Raw genomic sequence first — 19104 nt, 5'->3', positions numbered from 1 at the left:
GCTCACAACGCGTTAAACCACTGTTTTACAGACACCAGACCGCTATGCCAAGAGCCCCATTTCGTAAGGCTTTGGAGACTTTTCCCGCGCCGTTTAAAGCACAGCCTCGCAAAAAATAACCTTGCACGAATTAACTACGACAAATATAGTCGCCGTTATCGAGCCACCCACCACCTCACCCTCAAGGTAAAAAAATGAAGCAGCACATTCTGATTATTGGCGCGGGTTTCGGCGGCCTGTGGACGGCACTGAGCGCGACGCGTCTGTTCGACATCCATGACCGCAATGACATCGACGTAACCGTATTGGCCCCGCAAGCCGAGCTGCGCATCCGTCCGCGTTTTTACGAACCGGATGCTCACCAGCTGTTCGCGCCGATTGGCGAGCTGTTCGAGGCAGTAGGCGTGACCTTCGTCAAAGGCGCGGCCGAGACGATCGACGTCGAACAAAAACACGTCGCCTACCTGGATGCCTCCGGCAATCGGCAGGCGCTCAACTACGACAAGCTGGTGCTGGCCACCGGCAGCCGGCTTGCGATGCCAGGCACACCGGGTGTGGCGCAGCACGCATTTGATGTCGACCAGATAGAGCAAGCCGTGCGTCTGGAGAACCACCTCAAAGCGCTGGCAGACCGCCCCTACAGCAAAGGCCGCAACACGGTGGTTGTGGCTGGCGGCGGCTTCACCGGCATTGAAACGGCAACCGAAATGCCCGCACGCCTGCGCGCCATCCTGGGTGAAAACGCGGATGTCGAGGTGATCATCGTCGACCGCAGCGAAGCAATCGGTGCGTCGATGGGCGCTGACATCGGCCAGTCAATCGCCGAGGCCAGCGCGGAGCTGGGTGTGAAGTGGCAGTTGAAATCCTCGGTGGTTGCCGTCGATGAAAATGGCGTCACCCTGGACAATGGCCAGCATCTGGAAGCCAGTACCGTGATCTGGACCACCGGCGTGCGCGCCAGCTCGCTGACCGAGCAGATCCCCGCTGAGCGGGATGCGCTCGGGCGCCTGCATGTGGATGCAAACCTCAAAGTCATCGGCCAACCCGATGTCTTCGCCACCGGCGATGTGGCTTACGCCGCCACCGATGCGCTGGGCAACCACGCGCTGATGACCTGTCAGCATGCGATCATGCTGGGCCGCTACGCCGGCAATAACGTCGCCGCGCAGGTTCTGGGGGTGGATCCGACACCCTACAGCCAGCCCAAGTACGTGACCTGCCTGGACCTGGGTGGTTGGGGCGCGGTGTACACCGAGGGTTGGGATCGCCAGGTCAAGTTGACTCGCCAGGAAGGCAAATCGCTCAAGACCCAAATCAATACGGTGTGGATCTACCCACCGGCTGCCAACCGTGAAGCGGCGTGGGCAGCGGCGGATCCATTGATCCCGATTGCCTGACAGGCCTTTGACGAGAGTGGCCGGTACCCATCCCGGCTCACCTCTCAGCTAACAATCACCGCAATACGCCATAGATCTCAGCAACCACCTGCCTCGTCGCCTCCTCGATCGTCCCTTCATTACGACATAACACCCATCCATGCGCAGCAGCCGCTCGCTCGAATGCCTCGGTACACGCGGTATGTTCTTGCAGCGAATGGATCACGGTACTGCCCAGTCCACGCCCGCGTGCGGCAGCCCTTGCCCACGAGATCTCGGGTGCAGTGACGACCCCGACATGCAGATCCGGCACTCGCACGTTTCGCTCGATGTTCAACCGCAGGATCTCTTCCATCGGGACGCTGCGGCGAAAGGCGGCATCCGACGGATACCAGCGGTCAATCAAGACAATACTGCCTGCTGGCTGCTTGGGCAGCACGTGCTGGGAGATCCAGGCGCGACTCTCCGCGAAGCGCTCGCACACCGCCCACTCCAAATCCCGCCCCGGGTGCCTGGCGAGCGTGTTCACGAGAGCCATTGTTTCACTTCTATCGGGATCGTTATTTCGCTCGCACAGCCGGATCACCTTGTTGCCGTCAGCTCTCAGGGCTTTGGTAACGGCCTCCAACAACGTGGTTTTACCCGTGCCCTTGGGCCCATCGAAAGAAATGAACAGTGGTGGTTTCACTCATTGACCAACGATTGATAAGGGCATTGGTGGACTCTAACCGATTTTCTGGAAAGGTACGGCACGCCCATTCCATGCGGGAATAAACGTTAGTCCCATTTGCGTACTACAGACGCTTCATTGCGCCCTTTAGCGTGCCTGCTTCGACGCCAACCAACGCCCCGCCAGTAAGGAACCCTTGATGCACAGACTATTCCGGACGATCCTCGTTTTCTCAGCACTGTCCCTGTCCATAGGGTCTGCTTTTGCGCAGTCGGTCGACACCACCCAACCGCATTCCAGCGAAGTCACCCTGGTCGATATTCCCGTCAGCCCGTCCCACAAGATCACCGTCGAGCGTCGCGGCAAGATCGTCCTGATTGGCATCAACCGGCCCAACATCCAGAACAGGCTTGATCCGGAAGCCTATCTGGCCCTCGCCAAAGCCTATTACGATTACGACCATGACCCTTCGCTGCGCGCCGCTGTGTTGTTCGGATACGGCGATAATTTTTCCCAAGGTGTAGACGTTGAGGGCTTCAAAGCCGTTGCCAGTTCGGGCGGCGTCACGCTCGGTGACGGGTATATTGATCCGCTCGGCAAGAAAATGCCCTTCCTCACCAAACCCTTGATCGTGGCGGTGCACGGCGACACCTGGAACCTGGCGCATGAGCTGTTTCTGGTTGCCGACATACGGGTCGCCGCGAACAACACCGACTTCGGGCAAGACGAAAACACTCACGGCCGTTTCCCGGGCGGTGGTTCGACGGTGCGCTTCGTGCGCGAAGCCGGCTGGGGCAACGCCATGCGCTACATTTTGACGGGCGATCATTGGACGGCCCGTGAGGCTTATCGTATGGGCACAGTCCAGGAGATTCCCGATCCACAGTCAGCGCTCGACAAGGCGATCGAGCTTGCGAACAAGATCGCCGCCAATGGGCCATTAGGCATCAAAGCCTCGCTGGTCACTGCGCATCGCGTGATCGACCCGGTGCAAGCTGAGGCGTTGTCCGGGTTGGATGCGCAGCGGGCAGCACTGTATAAATCGGAGGATTTCCAGGAGGGTCGCAAGGCCGAGGCTGAAGGGAGAACGCCGGTCTATCAGGGCAAATAGAGACTGGGCACGCTTCGCATCAAGCTGCCTGTTGCCGGGCAGCTTGACGAGTAGCACCTTCAGGCCCTAAACCTCTCGATCTCCAACCCCAGACTCTCTCGCAACGTCGTCCCCTCATACTGCGTCCGATACACCCCCCGCGCCTGCAACAACGGCACAACCTCCCGGGTAAACCGCGTGAACTGCTCCGGGTGCCCGATATAGATGTTGAACCCGTCCACCGCCCGCGCTTCAAACCAGTCCGCCATTTTCTGCGCCACGGTGTCCGCGCTGCCCACAAACGCCCCCGGGCGCAGTTGCCGACCAAATTCCACGGCCTGGCGCAAGGTGAAGCCTTTCTCTCGCGCCTGATCAGCAATGCGTTTGGCCGCCGTGAAGAAACTGCTGCGCGCCGCTTCCAGGCTCTCCTGGGGAAACGGCGCATCCAGGTCGTACTGAGTGAAATCGTGCCAGCCAAAATTACGCCCGAACTCCTTCAACGCCAGTTCAAAGCTATGGTCGGCCTGATGGTAGTGCTGCTCGATTTCCCGAGCATGGGCGTCGGTATCGCCCACGTAAATCTCAGCGCCAGGCATGACCAGCAGTTGCCCGGGGTCACGGCCGTGCTGCTCTGCCCTGCCCTTTACCTCTTTATAGAACGCCTGGCCCTGCTCGATGCTGGCGGCATGGGTGAAGATGACATCGGCGGTGGCTGCGCCCAGGTCGCGGCCTTGCTCGGAGTCGCCGGCCTGGAAGATCACCGGCTGGCCTTGGGGTGAGCGTTGGATGTTCAACGGGCCGACCACGGAAAAATGTTCGCCCTTGTGGTTCAGGTTGTGCAGTTTGCTGGGGTCGAGGAATTGGCCGGTGCTGCGGTCGCGCACGAACGCATCGTCCTCGTAGGAGTGCCACAGTCCCTGCACCACCTGCACGTGTTCGGCGGCGCGGCCATAGCGAGTGTCGTAGTCGTAGTGTTCGTCACGGCTGTAGTTGCCGGCGGTACCGGCATCGCCACTGGTGACCACATTCCAGCCAGCGCGGCCTTTGCTGATCAGGTCCAGGGAGGCCAGGCGTCGGGCCACGTTATACGGCGAGTTATAGGACGTGGTCAGGGTGCCGACCAACCCGATATGCCGCGTGCTCACGGCCAACGCCGACAACAGCGTCAGCGGTTCCAGGCGATTGAGGTAATGAGATGGCGAACCGGGGGTGATGAACTGGCTGTCGACGATAAACACCAGGTCGAACAGCGCCGCCTCGGCCTGGCGGGCAATGTCGATGTACCAGTCGACGTTGACGCTGGCGTCGGCCGGCAATTGCGGGTCAAGCCACAGGTTGTGGCGGCCTGGCCCGCCGCAGCCCATGGTTAGGGCGCCGAGTTTCAGTTGTCGTTTGCTCATGTCTGGGGAATTCCTTGAGACGTTCAGGGCTGCTGTTGGGCGACGGCAGGTTGCAAGGACGCTGCAAAAGAGTCATCGAACAAGCTGGCTGCCGAGTACGACTTGACCAGGCCCTGGCCGGCGAAAAAGTCCACGGTTTTTTGCGCTTCCACCGGCGACTCGGCCGTCACCGGTTCCACCGTGGTGCGTGCCCGAGCAAACCAGGCGCGGGCGATGTCGGCGTCTGCTCGGGTGCGTTTGGCCCAGGCATCGGCATAAGCGTCGGCGTTGGCCGGGTTTTGGCGAGCCCACTCACGGGCTTTTTTCAGGCGCTGCAGAAAGTCGCTGATCGGTGCGCGCTTGGCGTCCACGGCCTTGGCGCTCGCGGCAATATAGCTCTGGGCGGGAATCAGGCCTTCGGCGGTGGCCAGCACGCGCGCGCCCTGCCGTTCCTGCTGTGTGACATAGGGTTCCCAGGTGGCAATCACGTCCACCGAACCACCCTCCAGGGCATGGGACGCATCCAGTGCGCTGAGGTAGCGCAGTTCCAGCGAGTCCACCGGCACGTTAGCGTTGGCGAGTGCCGTCAGCAGCAATTGCTGGCTCCAGGAACCTTTCCACACGGCAGCGCGCTTGCCGGAGAGGTCCGCCAGGCTGTGGATCGACGAATCCTTCTTCACCAGGATGGCCACGCCATCGAGGTTCTGCCGGGTAATGCCGATGACCTTGATCGGTGCGCCCAGTGCGCCGAGGAACAACACCGGCGCATCCCCCAGCAAGCCGATATCCAGGCTATTGGCATTGAGCGCTTCGGCCACCGGCGAACCGGCGGTAAATTGCTTCCACTCAAGGGTGTACGGCAGGTCATCCAATACCCCCGCCGCTTCCATCACGGCCTGGGCGTTGTAACTTTGGTCGCCCACCACCAGCGTTTGCGCGTTCGCGGCCAGGCACAGCAGTGCGGCGGCAAGCCCGGCCGCCAGTTTTGTCAGGTAACGCACGTTCGCTCCAGATGCCCTTTCGGGCACGTCAGGTCGATCCGCGTGCGCGGTCTCGGCAGTGTTGTAGGGCGGTCACAATGACGGCCAAACCCGCGCCTGTAAAATACTCATAATGCATAACCTAATTCTTTATAAATGCAGTAAATGCATTTTATGGCACTAGGCAGTCATCCTGACGCAGGCCCTCATATTGCGTAGCGCCAAGCACCACCTACACTGATTCAAACCCAGCGATTCCGGGCTCTTTTCTCACCGGGCCTCGCCGATGCAGCTGCATTCATCGTTCAAAAATACAGATCGATCAGAGCAACCATGAAAGAGCAGCCCCGGCAGCGTGCATCCAGCTCCAAACCGGTCGGTATTTCCCGACAGACACACCTTCTGGCGCCCTTGAGCCTGCTGTGCATCGCCTTGGCGGGCTGCACCGTCGGGCCGGATTTCACGCGACCGGATGTCCCTGCCGGTGCCGACTACCAACGCGAAAAACTCACCAGCACCGCCAAGGCCGACATCAATACCGGCGGCGCGGCCCAGCGGCTGGTGGCCGGCATGGATATTCCCGGGCAATGGTGGACGCTGTTCCGTTCGCCCACGCTCAACACCTTGATAGAAGAAGCCCTGCGCGCCAACCCGGACGTCAGCGCGGCCCAAGCCTCCTTGCGCCAGGCCAACGAGCTGGTCTACGCCGACCAGGCATCGCTGTTTCCCTCCGTCACCGCGAATGCCTCGAAAACCCGCGAGAAAGTCTCCGGCGTCACGGCGGGCTTGCCAGAGTCGCCCATCCTGACGGTCAGTTCAGCCTCCCTTAACGTGTCTTACGCACCGGACGTGTTCGGCGGCACGCGCCGGCAAATCGAGTCCACCACGGCGCAAGCCGACTACGAGCGTTTCCAGCTGGAGGCGACCTACCTGACGTTGACCGCAAATGTGGTCAACACCGCGATCAGCCTGGCCTCTCTACGCGACCAAGTCGCCGCCACCGAGGAAATCATCCGGTTGCAGGGCGGCCAGCTCGAACTGTTGCAGGCGCAGCGGCGACTCGGCGCCATCGGCGACAGCGACGTGTTGACCCAGCAGACCGCCCTGGCCCAAACCCGTGCGACGCTGCCGCCCTTGCAGAAGCAATTGGCGCAAACCCGCAACCAGTTGATGGCTTACCTGGGCCGGTTTCCGAACCAGGACCGTGGCGAGGCGTTCAATCTGGCGTCCCTGAACCTGCCGCAAGAGCTGCCGGTCAGCCTGCCCTCGGCGATCGTTGGTCAACGTCCGGATGTGCGCTCTGCCGAGGCGCAACTGCATCAGGCCAGCGCCAACATCGGCGTAGCGGTGGCCAACCAGTTGCCCCAGTTCAGCATTACCGGGTCCGTAGGGTCAACCGTGGCCAGCGGGACCAAACTGTTTTCCGCCGGCTCCGGTGTGTGGAGCCTGGCCGGCGCCATCGCCCAGCCGATCTTCGATGCGGGCAAGCTGGAGCACCAGAAGCGCGCGGCCGTGGCCGCCTATGACGAGTCGGCAGCGCGCTATCGCGGCACCGTGATCACGGCATTCCAGGACGTGGCCAACTCACTGCGCGCACTCGACGCCGACGCCGACGCGCTCAACCAACAGGTGGTGGCCGAACGTTCCGCCCAGGCCAACCTTGATCTGGTGCAAGCCCAGTTCAAGCTCGGCGCCGTGGCCTACATCAACCTGCTCAACGCCCAGCAGACCTACCAGAACACCGTGCTGGCCCGGGTCAAGGCACAGGCGGCGCGCTACAGCGATACCACGGCGCTGTTCCAGGCTCTGGGCGGCGGCTGGTGGAACCGCACCGACGTCGATCCGGCCACCGCCGGCAAACCGGACCGGTTCGGCCTGCCCTCGTGGCAAGAAATCATGCCGGCCAAGAATGCGGCGCGCCTGAACTGAACCATTGAAACAGTGAGAACCTTCCATGGCTGACGTCAACACCGCCCCTGCCCTGCCCCACGAACCGGGCGCACCGCGCAAGCGCCGCTTGTGGCGGCCGATGCTGCTGATGATCCTGGTGGTGCTGGTGATTGTCGCGATCATTGCCGGGGTGAAGTACGTGCAGATTTCGGCACTGATCGCCCAGTCGAAAGTGCCCTTGCCCGCCGCCGTTGTGACCGCCCTGCACGTGCCATTCGAAGAGTGGCAGCCTAACGTCTCTGCCGTGGGCTCAATGAAAGCGGTGCGCGGTGTGGACGTGACCACGGAAGTTGGCGGCATCGTACGCACCCTCGGCTTCAAGCCCGGGCAGGAAGTGGCGGCCCAGGCGCTGCTGGTGCAGTTGAACGCCGACTCGGACATCGCCCAGCTGCATTCCCTCGAAGCCACCGCCGACCTGGCCGTGATCGTGCTCAAGCGCGACAAGGCCCAGTTGGCCGTCAACGCTATCTCCCAGGCCCAGGTCGACACCGACACCGCCGACTTGAAAGCCAAGCTCGCCGCCGCCGAACAACAACGGGCGCTGGTGGAGAAAAAATCCATCCGTGCACCCTTTGCCGGGCGCATCGGCATTACGGCAGTCAACCCCGGCCAGTACCTCAACCCCGGCGACAAGATCGCCACGTTGCAGACCTTTGACCCCATCTACATCGACTTCAGCGTGCCCCAGACTCAGCTGGAAGCCATCGCCATCGGCCAAGCCGTGTCGGTCACGGCCGACGGGCTGACCAACCAGACCTTCACCGGTCGCGTCAGCACCATCGACACCCAGTTCGACGCCACCACGCGCAACGTCACCGTGGAAGCCACCGTCGACAACCCCAAGCAACGCCTGGTGCCTGGGATGTTCGCCCGCGCCGTGGTCAACGCGGGTAGCCCGCAGCGTTACCTCACCGTGCCGCAAACTTCGGTCACCTATAACCCTTACGGCACCACCGTGTTCATCGCCACGTCGAGCAAGAACGACAAAGGCGAAGAGGTGCTCACGGCGCAACAGACCTTCATCACGACCGGACCGACCCGGGGCGATCAGGTGGCGATTCTGTCTGGCGTGAAGGAAGGCGACCTGTTGATCACCAGCGGCCAGATGAAGCTTAAAAATGGCTCGCCGGTGAAGATCGATAACAACGCCGCGCCGTTGAACGACCCCGCGCCGACTCCGCAAGAACACTAAGGGTGTCCCATGAAGCTTACCGATACCTTTATACATCGACCGGTCTGGGCGATTGTCGTCTCGCTGTTCATCCTGATCCTGGGGCTGCGCTCGATCTTCGAACTGCCAGTGAACCAATGGCCGCGCACGGAAAACACCGTGGTCACCATCACCACCGCGTATTACGGCGCGGATGCGTCCACGGTCGCCGGCTTCATCACCCAGCCGTTGGAATCGGCCATCGCCCAGGCCCAGGGTATCGACTACCTGTCATCCACCAGTATTACCGGGGTCTCGACCATCACCGCCACCCTGCGGCTTAACTACGAGGCCAGCAAGGCGCTCACCGAGATCAACACCCAGGTCAACTCGGTCAAGAACCAGTTGCCGGCCCAGTCCCAGGAACCGGTGCTCACCGTGGCCGTCGGGCAAACCACTGACGCCATGTACCTGGGCTTCTACAGCGACACCTTGCCCACCAACAACATCACCGACTACCTGGTGCGGGTGGTCAAGCCCAAGCTGGATTCGCTGCAAGGCGTGCAAACCGCCGAAATCCTCGGCGGGCGCCAGTTTGCCCTGCGCGCCTGGCTCGACCCGAACAAGCTGGCGGCGCACAACGTATCGGCGCAGGACGTGTCCACCGCCCTGGCCAACAACAACTACCTGTCGGCCGTCGGCTCTACACGCGGACAAACCGTCACGGTTGACCTCACGGCCGGCACCGATTTGCACACGGTGGATGAGTTCAAGCGCCTGGTCATCAAACAGAAAGGCGACGCCCTGGTGTACCTGGAAGATGTCGCCACCGTCACCCTCGGCGCCGAAAGCTACGACAGCAGCGTGGCGTTTTCCGGCAAGCGCTCGGTGTTTATCGGAATCAAGGCGGCGCCGAGTGCCAACATCCTGACCGTGGCCGAGAGCGTGCGTGAAGCTTTCCCGGAGCTGCAGTCCCAGTTGCCCAGCGGCGTGCGCGGCGAGATCGTGTATGACTCCACGGCCTTCATCAACACCTCGATCTATGAAGTGGTGAAGACCCTGGTCGAGGCCATGATCATCGTCTCGGTGGTCATCTACCTGTTCCTCGGCTCGTTCCGCGCGGTGATCGTGCCGTTGGTGGCGATTCCGCTGTCGTTGGTCGGCACCTTTTTTGTCATGTACCTGCTGGGGTATTCCATCAACCTGTTGACCCTGCTCGCCCTGGTGCTGGCCATCGGGCTGGTGGTGGATGACGCCATCATCGTGGTGGAGAACGTCGACCGACATATCAAGGAAGAAGGCAAGAGCGTCCTGGACGCCGCGTTGACGGCGGCACGGGAATTGGGTGGGCCGATCCTGGCGATGACGGTGGTGCTGGTCGCCGCCTATGTGCCGATCGGGCTGCGCAGTGGCCTGACGGGTGCGCTGTTCAAGGAGTTCTGTTTCTCGCTGGCCGGCGCGGTGACGGTGTCGGCCGTGGTTGCGTTGACCCTGTCGCCGATGATGACGTCCACACTGTTCAAGCCCGGGCAGGAAGAAGGACGCTTCGCCCGCCGCCTCGACGGCTATTTCGACTGGCTGCGCAAGCGTTACCACCGCGTCCTGTCAGGCGGGCTGGATATCTGGCCGGTGCTGGTGACCTTTGGGTTTGTGCTGTTCCTGCTGGTGGCCGCCAGTGGCATGACCGCCAAGAGCGAGCTATCACCCACCGAAGACCAAGGCCTGGTGTTCATGCAGATCAAAGGCCCGCCCACCGCCTCGCCGCAGCAGATGGAGCGCATTGCCGACCAGGCGTTCCAGATCGCCAACAAAGAGGCGGAATACGCGCAGATGTTCCAGCTGACCGGGTTGCCGATTCTCAACCAAGGCCTGGGCGGCGTACTGCTCAAGACCTGGGACGACCGCACCCGCTCCCAGGCCCAGTTGATCCTGGAACTGCAGCAAAAGTGGAACCAGGTGCCGGGCGCAACCATTGCCGCGTTCCCGCTGCCGTCGCTGCCAGGCGCTCAGGGTTTGCCCGTGCAATTCGTGATCACCACCACCGACTCAATCGAGAACCTCAACGAGGTGGCCCAGGCGGTAATGGCCGAAGCGCAGAAACAACAGCTGTTCTACTTCTCCGACATGGACCTGAAACTCGACAAACCCCAGGCCCGCCTGGTGGTCGACCGTGAAAAAATCGCCGCCCTGGGCATGACCCAGGCCGACGTCGGTGCCGCGTTATCCGCCGCCTTGGGTGGCAACTACGTGAACTACTTCTCCACTGCCGGGCGCTCGTACAAAGTGATTCCCCAGGTGTTGCAAGTCGACCGCCTGAACCCGGAGCAGATCCTCGATTACTACATCCGCACGCCGTCGGGCAGCATGATCCCGGCGCGTACGGTGGCGCATATCGAAACCTCCACGCAGCCGGAGTCGATCAACCACTTCCAGCAGCTCAATTCGGCAACCCTTTCGGGTGTGAGTGGCGTGGCCCAGGGCGAACTGCTGGCCAAACTCAACACCATCCTGAAAAACGTCGCGCCGTCGGGCTACACCTCTGATTTTTCCGGCGAATCGCGCCAGTTCATCCAGGAATCGGGAGGGTTTGTCGGGCTGTTGCTGTTCTCGATCCTGATCGTCTACCTGGCCCTGGCGTTCCAGTTCGAAAGCTTCCGCGACCCGGTGGTTATCCTGTTTTCGGTGCCCCCTGCCCTGTTTGGCGCGCTGGCTTTTATCACCATGGGTTACGCCTCGATCAACGTGTACACCCAAGTGGGCCTGGTGACGTTGTTGGGCTTGATCACCAAGCACGGCATTTTGATCGTGCAATTTGCCAATGAACTGCAACGCGCCGGGCGCAGCAAGCGCGAGGCTATTGAAGAAGCTGCAGCGGTTCGGCTGCGGCCGATCTTGATGACCACGGCGGCGATGGTGCTGGGCGTAGTGCCGCTGGTGTGGGCCTCCGGCGCTGGCGCTGCGGGCCGGCACGACATGGGCCTGGTGATTTTCAGCGGGCTGTCGATTGGTACCCTGCTGACGCTGTTCATGGTGCCGGCGATGTATATGTTCATTGGTGCGACGCACCATCAGGAAGCAGAACAGCCGGTACCGGAGTACCCGGTGCGAGGTTGATTGAGCACTTCAGCACAATCATCGAGCGCTTCAGCACAGCCCTCTATTCGGGGACTGCCTAGAATCGACGCTCACCTCCCACTTGGACGCCTCCTGGATGAAACTCAACGCCTTTGTGCCCGCACTCGCCATCGCCCTGTCAGCCAGCAGCCACGCTGCCAGCTTCAGCCTCAGCAGCCCGGACATCGCTGACGGGCGCCCGCTGACCAAACAGCAAGAGTTCAGCGGCTTTGGCTGCAACGGTGACAACCTTTCCCCGGCGCTGGCCTGGAGCAACGCTCCCCAGGGCACTAAAAGTTACGCGATCACCGTCTATGACCCTGACGCTCCCACGGGTAGCGGATGGTGGCATTGGACGCTGGTCAATCTCCCGGTTTCCGTAAACAGCCTGCCGCGCAATGCCGGCATGCACCTTCCAGCCGGCGCCGTCGAAGGCCGCACGGATTACGGCAAGCCCGGTTTCGGCGGCGCATGCCCACCCGTGGGTGACAAACCCCATCGTTATCAATTCACGGTATGGGCGTTGAAAGTCGATAAGCTGCCGATCGACAATCAGGCCAGCGGTGCCCTGGTGGGCTACATGCTCAACGCCAACAGCCTGGCCAAGGCCACCCTCACGTCGCCCTACGGACGCTAGCCACGATGGATGCACACGACGCCCTGCAGCACCGCGAAAACATTATCGAAAGCTGTGTGATCCAGGCCCGACACCTTCACACCCTGCGGCGGGTGCCGATCTTCATGACGGCGTTGTGTCGTGTGCGCCAAGGGCAAAAGCGCTTGCAGTGGGACGAGCAGGAAATGCTCGCCGGCCCGCAGCATCTGGTGCTGATGCCGGCTGGACGTGAGCTGGGCGTGTCGAACTTCCCGGGGGCACAGGGTCACTACATCGCGGATGTGGTGTCGTTTCCGGTGTCGGTGTTGCGTCAGTTCATGGCCCGCTACGGCGAGCAATTCGCCCGCTCCGCGCCGGGGCATGTGAATACCGAGTTGTGTGTGCGCCTGGATAAACAGACCCGGCAAGCCTGGGATCAACTGTTGGTTGCACTGAATTCGGGCGCGCCCGCCGCGTTATGCACGCACTATGGCGAAGCGGTCCTGCTGTGCCTGTGCTTGTCCGGCCAGGCGGGCCCGTTGTTGATGGGGCGCAATGATCCGCTGTCCGAACGCGTGCAGCGACTGATGATGAGCAATTTGTCCAAGGACTGGACGATTGCTGCCGCGGCCCATCAGTTGAATGTGGGTGAGTCCACACTGCGACGCCAGTTGGCCAACGAAGATGCAAGCTTTCGCTCGATCCTCGAAAATGTGCGGCTGGCAGCGGCCTTGCAGCGTTTGCAAACCTCTTCCGACCCGATTGGCGAGATCGCCAGCGCCTGTGGCTACGCCTCGCCTTCACGCTTTGCCGTGCGCTTCAAAACCCACTACGGGCTTTCACCAAGGGCACTGCGCGCCGCGATTTGACGGCGTTTCGCCTTGTCCATCGACTAACTGTGAACCCTGGATCCATGTGTTTGGCACATGCCTCATGCTCAAACGTCATAATCCCTTGTTCACCTGCATGGTAATCTCGCGCCACCACGAATAGACATTGATCGTCACAAGACGATGACCAGAGCCAGGAAACAACATGCCGAAAATCTCTCACTCAGCACTGCGCCGTAATTTCCGTGAACTGCTTGCAAAGCCGATCTGCGTAGAAACCGCCTCCGTCTTCGACCCCATGTCCGCCCGTATCGCGGCCGACCTGGGCTTTGAAGTCGGCATCCTCGGCGGTTCGGTCGCATCCTTGCAGGTACTGGCGGCACCCGATTTTGCGCTGATCACCCTGAGTGAGTTCGTCGAGCAAGCCACGCGGATCGGCCGTGTGGCCCAACTGCCATTCATTGCCGACGCCGACCACGGCTACGGTAACGCGTTGAACGTGATGCGCACCGTCGAAGAGCTCGAACGTGCCGGCGTCGCCGCGCTGACCATCGAAGACACCCTGCTGCCCGCACAATTCGGGCGCAAATCCACCGACCTGATCTCCATCGATGAAGGCATCGGCAAGGTCAAGGCCGCGCTGGAAGCCCGCGTCGACCCGGCGTTGTCCATCATCGCGCGCACCAATGCCGGCGTGCTGCCGACCGAAGACGTCATCGAACGCACCAAGGCCTACGAAAAAGCCGGCGCCGACGGGATCTGCATGGTCGGTGTCAAAGACTTCGATCACCTGGAGCAGATTGCGCAGAACCTCACGGTGCCGCTGATGCTGGTGACCTACGCCAACCCCAAGCTCAACGACAGCGAGCGCCTGGCCAAGCTGGGCGTGCGCATCGTGGTGGCCGGCCACGGCGCCTACTTTGCCTCGATCAAGGCCACCTACGACAGCCTGCGCGCCCAGCGCAACATCACGTCCAGCACGTCGAACCTCAGCGCCACCGAACTGACCCACACCTACACGCTGCCTGAGAGCTACGTGGCATGGGCCGAAGAATTCATGGATGTGAAAGAGTAACAACCCCGCCCTGCTCTCCTGCCAATGGCAGGAGAGCCCGCATCACTTCGTGAACATCCGGGCCACACGCGTTACGAATCTGGGCGCGCCGAAGATAGGCGCGTGAATCAGATGCCCTGGCCGCCAGACACTTCGATACGCTGGGCATTGACCCAGCGGTTGTTCTCGGACAACAGGCCGGCGATCATCGGGCCGATGTCGTCGGGTACACCGGCACGCCCCAGGGCGGTCATGTCGGCGAAGATCTTGTTCACTTCCGGGTTGTCGCGCACCGCACCGCCGCCAAAATCCGTCTCGATGGCGCCCGGTGCCACGGTATTCACCGCAATCCCGCGACCGCCGAATTCCTTGGCCATGTACACCGACAGCACTTCCACCGCCGCTTTCACCGCCGCATAGGCCGCGTAGCCGGGGAACGATACGCGGGTGAGCCCGGTAGACAGGTTGACGATACGCCCGCCGTCGGCGATCAGCGGCAACAACGCCTGGGTGAGAAAGTAAACGCCCTTGAAGTGCACGTTGACCAGGCCGTCGAACTGCGCCTCGCGGGTGTGTTCGATCAGCGCGTAGTCACCGTGGCCGGCGTTGTTCACCAGGTGATCGAAACGGTCGCGCTGCCAGTGATGGCGCAGCACGTCAGCCAGCTCGCTGGCGAACGCGGCAAAACCGCTGACATTGCCAGTGTCCAAGGGCAGCGCCACGGCTTTGCGGCCCAGGGCCTGGATCTCGGCGACCACCGCCAGCGCATCGTCTGCACGGCGCTGATAGGTGACGATGACATCGCCGCCCTGGCGCGCAATGCTCAGGGCAGTGTTACGACCGAGACCGCGGCTGGCGCCGGTGACGAGGGTGATGTGGGTCATGGCAAGGCTCCTCTGTGGGTGTGGGCCCATGATAGGAAGCTGCCTGGCAGAAGGCGTTGCCGGAAACTGGAGGTTGTTTGCCTATTGCTGCCAATCAGGCCGAGGCCATGGCCCCGCCTTTAGCCGCCTCAACCTCCTTGATCGGCGGCAGGCCGAACATCCGCGCGTATTCGCGGTTGAACTGCGACACGCTTTCATAGCCCACATTGAACGCCGCGCTACTGGCCGAGGCCCCTTCGGCCATCATCAGGCGACGAGCCTCGATCAGGCGCAGGTTCTTCTGGAACTGCAGGGGTGACAACGAGGTGATCGCACGGAAATGCCGGTGGAACGACGACGGGCTCATGCCCGCCGTTGCGGCCAGTTGATCAACCGGCAGCGGTTGCTTGAAGTCTGCCCGCAGCACCGCGACCGCCCGTGCTACGCGATGGGCCTGGCCTTCTGCCCAACCCAACCTGCGGATCGCAGCGCCGTGACGGCCCACCAACAGCCAGTAATGCAGCTCACGTACCCGCTGTGCATACAGCACTGGAACGCACTCGGGAAAGTCGAGGGTACGCATCAAGCGCAAGGCGGCATCGACCACTTCGGCATCGGTGCGCTCGGCAGCTTTGAGCAGCGTGTCGACGCTCGACGGTTGCGGTTTCATCTGCAACGACAATTCGGCAATGACGGCCGGGTCCAGGTCGAGCACGATCGACAGGTAAGGCTCTTCGGCACTGGCCCGGGTGATCTGGCTGACGGTTGGGACATCGGCGGTGATCAACAGCGAGTCGCCCGCCTGGAAGGTATGGGTCTGCGTGCCCAGGGTCACGTCCTTGGCGCCCTGCAGCACCAGGCAGATCAGGGGGTTGGGCATGGCGTGGATCAGGCCGCTGGGCGTGGTCGAGCGAATGGTCGTCAAACCGGGAACCGGGGTCTGGGCGACACCTGCAGCGTCGGCGTTGGCCTCGACATACTGGCGCACAGCGTCGAGCAGTGTATGGGGCATCGGGATCATCCGTTCTGTGTCAAAACGCGCCGCGACTGAAAGTATGCGGCCAGACACAGATTAAGCGAAACGATGCCCTGCGTATCCACCTGCACCGACCAGGTCGGCACAGGTGACCCACGGTCAATAATTGGCGTTGGGGTTGCCCACGTCCACATAGCCATTTTTCGGTGCGATGATCACGTCCAGTGGCGGCGGCGTCACGCCGAAGCCCTTGAACTGGCCCGACAGCCCCTTGTACCAGTCCTCCTGTTGTTTTTTGCGTGCATTGTCAGCCTTGATATCGGCAATGATCGCGTAGATCAGCCCACCCACCGCCGCAATCCCGCCCACGGCGCCCGCCAGTGCACCGGCTGCGCCGCCGATGGCGCCGGCTGCTTCTGCCACGCCGGCTGCGACGGTGGTGATGCGCGGCACCACATAGGTGGCCACTTCTACCGCGCCGGCCACAGCCGACAACCCATTGAGACCGGCAAACGTGCCCTGGAAACCTGCCGCCACCTTGTCACCGCTTTGCGCCGAGTTCTTCGCCGAAATCGCCCCGGTGACCAACCCCAGCACGTTGCCCGCGACACCGCCCAGGCTCTTGCCGACGTTCTCCACGTCTTTGACGAATTTGGGCGCATCAAACTTGTAGGTGCCCTGCTTGGTGCGATCGAACTGATCCTGGACGAACTTGGCGCCGCCTTCCATGAACAAGCCCGCCGCCTGGAACGACTGGCCCACTGTTTGCGCGGTGCTGCCGCCCTTGCCGTTGGCGATCCGCGTGCCGATGGCGCCGGCCAGCAACACGCCGGAAACCCCATGCATCACCCCGGCCTTGTAGGTCGCGCTGACCCCGGCCGGCAGCTTGCCGCCCCAGGTGCTCTGGACCTTCTTGATGGCGTCGTCGAACTTGGCGCCGCCGCGCATGGCGTCTTCCACCGCACGAATGCCACTGATGATATCGGCGGTTTTAGGCGGTGCTTCCCCGGGCGGGGTGAAAGCCGCGATGTTGTCGTTGATCACCTGCTCGAGGCGCGGGTCATTGGCGCCGGTCACGCCCAGGCCACGGTAGAAGTCATCGATGGACTGGCCTTTGAGCAAGTCCTCGCGGCCCATTTTGGCGGCCGCGTCATTGAAGCTTGAGGTGCCCGCCTGCACGGTCTTGTCATCGAGCACGGCGTCGAAGATCGCCTTGTTCACGCCGGACTGAATCACCGCCTTGTCCGCCGGCATGCCGCTGGCAATCAGGTCATTTATCTCTTTGCCGGAAGTGATGTTGGCGTAGTCGGCCTTGACCCTGTCCTTGATCGCCTGCGGGGCATTCTCGAAGGCTTTCTTGTAGTCCGGCTGCTTGCCCAACGCCTGGGCGTAGAAGTCGGGGTATTTGATAAAGCTCGACAGCGCGTCGGTGGTGCTCACGCCTTTGGGGGCGAACGCATTTTCCAGGGCGTCGGTGCTGGATGACGCTTCCAGGCGGCGCTCCATTTCGGCTTTCAATGCCGGGTCGGCAGCGACCATTTTCTGCAACTGCTCGGTGCCTTGGGTGTTGAGGAACTGCTGGACGTCCGGGTCCTTGCTGAGCGTGTCGATACGGCTTTGCACATCGTTGATGAAGTCTTCGCGCTGCTGGCCGGGCGACTTGCCTTCGCCGGACCATTCATTGGCGCCATCCGGGCCCTGGTGCGCAAACGCGTCGGCGCCGGCCTTGTAGTTGGCCAGGCCGGTGGACAGTTCGATGATCGCGGCCGTCTTGTCAGCCCCACTGGCGCTGGTGTTGCCCGTGGTGAAGTAATCGGCGCCGACTTTGGACGCATCGCCCCCAGCGGCCTTGACGGCGTCTTCGGTGGCCTTGGCGTTGAGGTCCTTGATCTGGTCGTCGGCGCTGTTGCCGTCCAGGCCCTTGAGGTTGTCGTAGCCGTACTTGCCAAAGTCCTGCAGGCGCCCGGCCTCGGTACCGTGGCGGGCTTCGCCGTCCTTGGTGAAGCCGTCGATCCTGCCGTTGCCCACATCGCCGCCGTCGATGTGCTTGCCGGTCTCGTCGTAGTTCTCGACATAGTTGAGCACTTGCGCGGCGCGCCAGGCGGCATCGGGGTCGTGTTCAAAATCACCGACACGCTCGCGCAGCTTGTCCTTCACACCACTCTGGTTGCCGAGATTCTTGAGCAGCGGGTTGTCGTCGATGATCTGCTGGGCGCTGCGGGTGTCGCCCACCGGGCGACCTTCGCCCGGCAAGGGCAAGTGATTGGAGGGCGCGTCCCCCTTGGATGGCGTCTTGGGCTTGGTGATCGGCAACTCGCCCTTGAGGGTGTCCCAGCCGTATTTGCCGAAGTCCTGCAAGCGCCCGGCCTCCGTACCGTGGCGTGCGTCGCCGCCTTTGGTGAAACCGTCGATCCTGCCGTTGCCGGCGTCATTGAGTTCTGCCCGCTTGACCGTGGGCTTGCCGTTTTCGTCAAGTTTCTCGATGTGCTCCAGCACGCGGCTGGCGCGGTAGGCCGCGTCCGGGTCATGTTCGAAGTCCCCCACGCGCTCGCGCAGCTTGTCTTTCACACCGCTTTGGTTGCCGAGGTTCTTGAGCAGCGGGTTGTCATCGATGATCTGTTGGGCGCTGCGGAAGTCACCCTGGGGGCGCTTTGTATCGGGACCGAGACGGTTGTCGTCCGGCTGATTGTCTACCGCCCTGGACACCGCTTTGTTCCAGTTCGCGTTATCGCCTGCGGCGGGTTTGCTATCGACCGGATTGACCTGCATCACCTATCTCCTGGTACGGCGTGGGAGACGGGATTATTGAGGGTTAAGTGCAACAGTCTTGTTACACAGACAGAATGATCGGCGCAATCATCCTGCCATCACTCGAACGACGGTTATAGATGAAAATTTATATAACTTAGTTTAAATAAGCGTAAAAAATCCGCCGCAGAGCCTGCGGCGGCAAACCAAAGGTTTTTGTCGAAGCAGAGCGGCTAAGACCCGTTCAACGCTACACCTGCGACCGATTAAACATAGTGAAGTTTAATTAATCGAGTTTAATCATCCGCAGGGCTGCAGGCCGCGCAGTC

Annotated in this window: 14 protein-coding genes; 8 read left to right on the top strand and 6 right to left on the bottom strand. The window is 62.0% G+C overall.

Annotation, left to right across the window (positions count from 1 at the left end):
• Positions 1-194: 194 nt before the first annotated feature.
• Entirely contained in the window at positions 195-1397 is a 1203-nt protein-coding gene (locus tag M2394_RS01500) for an NAD(P)/FAD-dependent oxidoreductase (RefSeq protein WP_259171382.1), read from the top strand.
• Between the two features lie 55 nt (positions 1398-1452).
• On the opposite strand, the gene M2394_RS01495 is transcribed toward M2394_RS01500, so the two are convergent.
• A complete protein-coding gene (locus tag M2394_RS01495; RefSeq protein WP_259171381.1) occupies positions 1453-2064 on the bottom strand; it encodes a dTMP kinase in 612 nt (203 codons plus the stop codon).
• Between the two features lie 181 nt (positions 2065-2245).
• Between M2394_RS01495 and M2394_RS01490 the strand changes: the two genes are divergently transcribed.
• Positions 2246-3157 (top strand): enoyl-CoA hydratase-related protein, encoded by a 912-nt coding sequence (locus M2394_RS01490; RefSeq protein WP_259171380.1) that lies wholly within the window; start codon positions 2246-2248, stop codon positions 3155-3157.
• 59 nt (positions 3158-3216) lie between these two features.
• On the opposite strand, the gene M2394_RS01485 is transcribed toward M2394_RS01490, so the two are convergent.
• Together M2394_RS01485 and M2394_RS01480 are read right to left on the bottom strand one after the other, a co-directional pair.
• A complete protein-coding gene (locus M2394_RS01485; RefSeq protein ID WP_259171379.1) occupies positions 3217-4536 on the bottom strand; it encodes an LLM class flavin-dependent oxidoreductase in 1320 nt (439 codons plus the stop codon).
• A gap of 23 nt (positions 4537-4559) precedes the next feature.
• A complete protein-coding gene (locus tag M2394_RS01480; protein ID WP_178920142.1) occupies positions 4560-5516 on the bottom strand; it encodes an ABC transporter substrate-binding protein in 957 nt (318 codons plus the stop codon).
• Positions 5517-5828: 312 nt separating this feature from the next.
• On the opposite strand from M2394_RS01480, the gene M2394_RS01475 reads away from it, so the two are divergent.
• The 6 genes from M2394_RS01475 (at position 5829) to M2394_RS01450 (ending at position 14209) form a co-directional block, all read left to right on the top strand.
• Positions 5829-7424: an efflux transporter outer membrane subunit gene (locus M2394_RS01475; protein ID WP_259171378.1), complete on the top strand. Its 1596-nt coding sequence runs from the start codon at positions 5829-5831 to the stop codon at positions 7422-7424.
• Positions 7425-7449: 25 nt separating this feature from the next.
• A complete protein-coding gene (locus M2394_RS01470) occupies positions 7450-8637 on the top strand; it encodes an efflux RND transporter periplasmic adaptor subunit (protein ID WP_405046539.1) in 1188 nt (395 codons plus the stop codon).
• A gap of 9 nt (positions 8638-8646) precedes the next feature.
• Positions 8647-11709 (top strand): efflux RND transporter permease subunit, encoded by a 3063-nt coding sequence (locus M2394_RS01465; protein ID WP_259171377.1) that lies wholly within the window; start codon positions 8647-8649, stop codon positions 11707-11709.
• A 97-nt stretch (positions 11710-11806) separates the two neighbouring features.
• Positions 11807-12346 (top strand): kinase inhibitor, encoded by a 540-nt coding sequence (locus tag M2394_RS01460; RefSeq protein ID WP_178920139.1) that lies wholly within the window; start codon positions 11807-11809, stop codon positions 12344-12346.
• 5 nt (positions 12347-12351) lie between these two features.
• Positions 12352-13173 carry a helix-turn-helix transcriptional regulator gene (locus tag M2394_RS01455; RefSeq protein ID WP_259171376.1) on the top strand — a complete coding sequence of 274 codons (822 nt, stop codon included), beginning with the start codon at positions 12352-12354 and terminating at the stop codon, positions 13171-13173.
• 166 nt (positions 13174-13339) lie between these two features.
• Positions 13340-14209: an oxaloacetate decarboxylase gene (locus M2394_RS01450; RefSeq protein ID WP_176996135.1), complete on the top strand. Its 870-nt coding sequence runs from the start codon at positions 13340-13342 to the stop codon at positions 14207-14209.
• A gap of 107 nt (positions 14210-14316) precedes the next feature.
• On the opposite strand, the gene M2394_RS01445 is transcribed toward M2394_RS01450, so the two are convergent.
• The 3 genes from M2394_RS01445 to M2394_RS01435 form a co-directional block, all read right to left on the bottom strand.
• Positions 14317-15072, bottom strand: coding sequence for an SDR family NAD(P)-dependent oxidoreductase (locus tag M2394_RS01445; protein WP_178920137.1), 756 nt, complete (start codon positions 15070-15072; stop codon positions 14317-14319).
• A gap of 94 nt (positions 15073-15166) precedes the next feature.
• Entirely contained in the window at positions 15167-16063 is an 897-nt protein-coding gene (locus tag M2394_RS01440; protein WP_259171374.1) for an AraC family transcriptional regulator, read from the bottom strand.
• A gap of 123 nt (positions 16064-16186) precedes the next feature.
• Positions 16187-18796, bottom strand: coding sequence for a hypothetical protein (locus M2394_RS01435; protein ID WP_259171373.1), 2610 nt, complete (start codon positions 18794-18796; stop codon positions 16187-16189).
• Between the last annotated feature and the right edge of the window lie 308 nt (positions 18797-19104).

Source organism: Pseudomonas sp. BIGb0164 (assembly GCF_024810135.1).
Classification (GTDB): domain Bacteria; phylum Pseudomonadota; class Gammaproteobacteria; order Pseudomonadales; family Pseudomonadaceae; genus Aquipseudomonas.
This window is presented reverse-complemented; position numbering and strand designations above follow the sequence as displayed.

Bases quoted from the DNA above. Each gene is read 5' to 3' on its own strand.
- M2394_RS01500 (WP_259171382.1), top strand. From the start codon at position 195: ATGAAGCAGCACATTCTGATTATTGGCGCGGGTTTCGGCGGCCTGTGG.
- M2394_RS01490 (WP_259171380.1), top strand. From the start codon at position 2,246: ATGCACAGACTATTCCGGACGATCCTCGTTTTCTCAGCACTGTCCCTG.
- M2394_RS01485 (WP_259171379.1), bottom strand. From the start codon at position 4,536: ATGAGCAAACGACAACTGAAACTCGGCGCCCTAACCATGGGCTGCGGC.
- M2394_RS01475 (WP_259171378.1), top strand. From the start codon at position 5,829: ATGAAAGAGCAGCCCCGGCAGCGTGCATCCAGCTCCAAACCGGTCGGT.
- M2394_RS01470 (WP_405046539.1), top strand. From the start codon at position 7,450: ATGGCTGACGTCAACACCGCCCCTGCCCTGCCCCACGAACCGGGCGCA.
- M2394_RS01465 (WP_259171377.1), top strand. From the start codon at position 8,647: ATGAAGCTTACCGATACCTTTATACATCGACCGGTCTGGGCGATTGTC.
- M2394_RS01460 (WP_178920139.1), top strand. From the start codon at position 11,807: ATGAAACTCAACGCCTTTGTGCCCGCACTCGCCATCGCCCTGTCAGCC.
- M2394_RS01455 (WP_259171376.1), top strand. From the start codon at position 12,352: ATGGATGCACACGACGCCCTGCAGCACCGCGAAAACATTATCGAAAGC.
- M2394_RS01450 (WP_176996135.1), top strand. From the start codon at position 13,340: ATGCCGAAAATCTCTCACTCAGCACTGCGCCGTAATTTCCGTGAACTG.
- M2394_RS01445 (WP_178920137.1), bottom strand. From the start codon at position 15,072: ATGACCCACATCACCCTCGTCACCGGCGCCAGCCGCGGTCTCGGTCGT.
- M2394_RS01440 (WP_259171374.1), bottom strand. From the start codon at position 16,063: ATGCCCCATACACTGCTCGACGCTGTGCGCCAGTATGTCGAGGCCAAC.
- M2394_RS01435 (WP_259171373.1), bottom strand. From the start codon at position 18,796: ATGCAGGTCAATCCGGTCGATAGCAAACCCGCCGCAGGCGATAACGCG.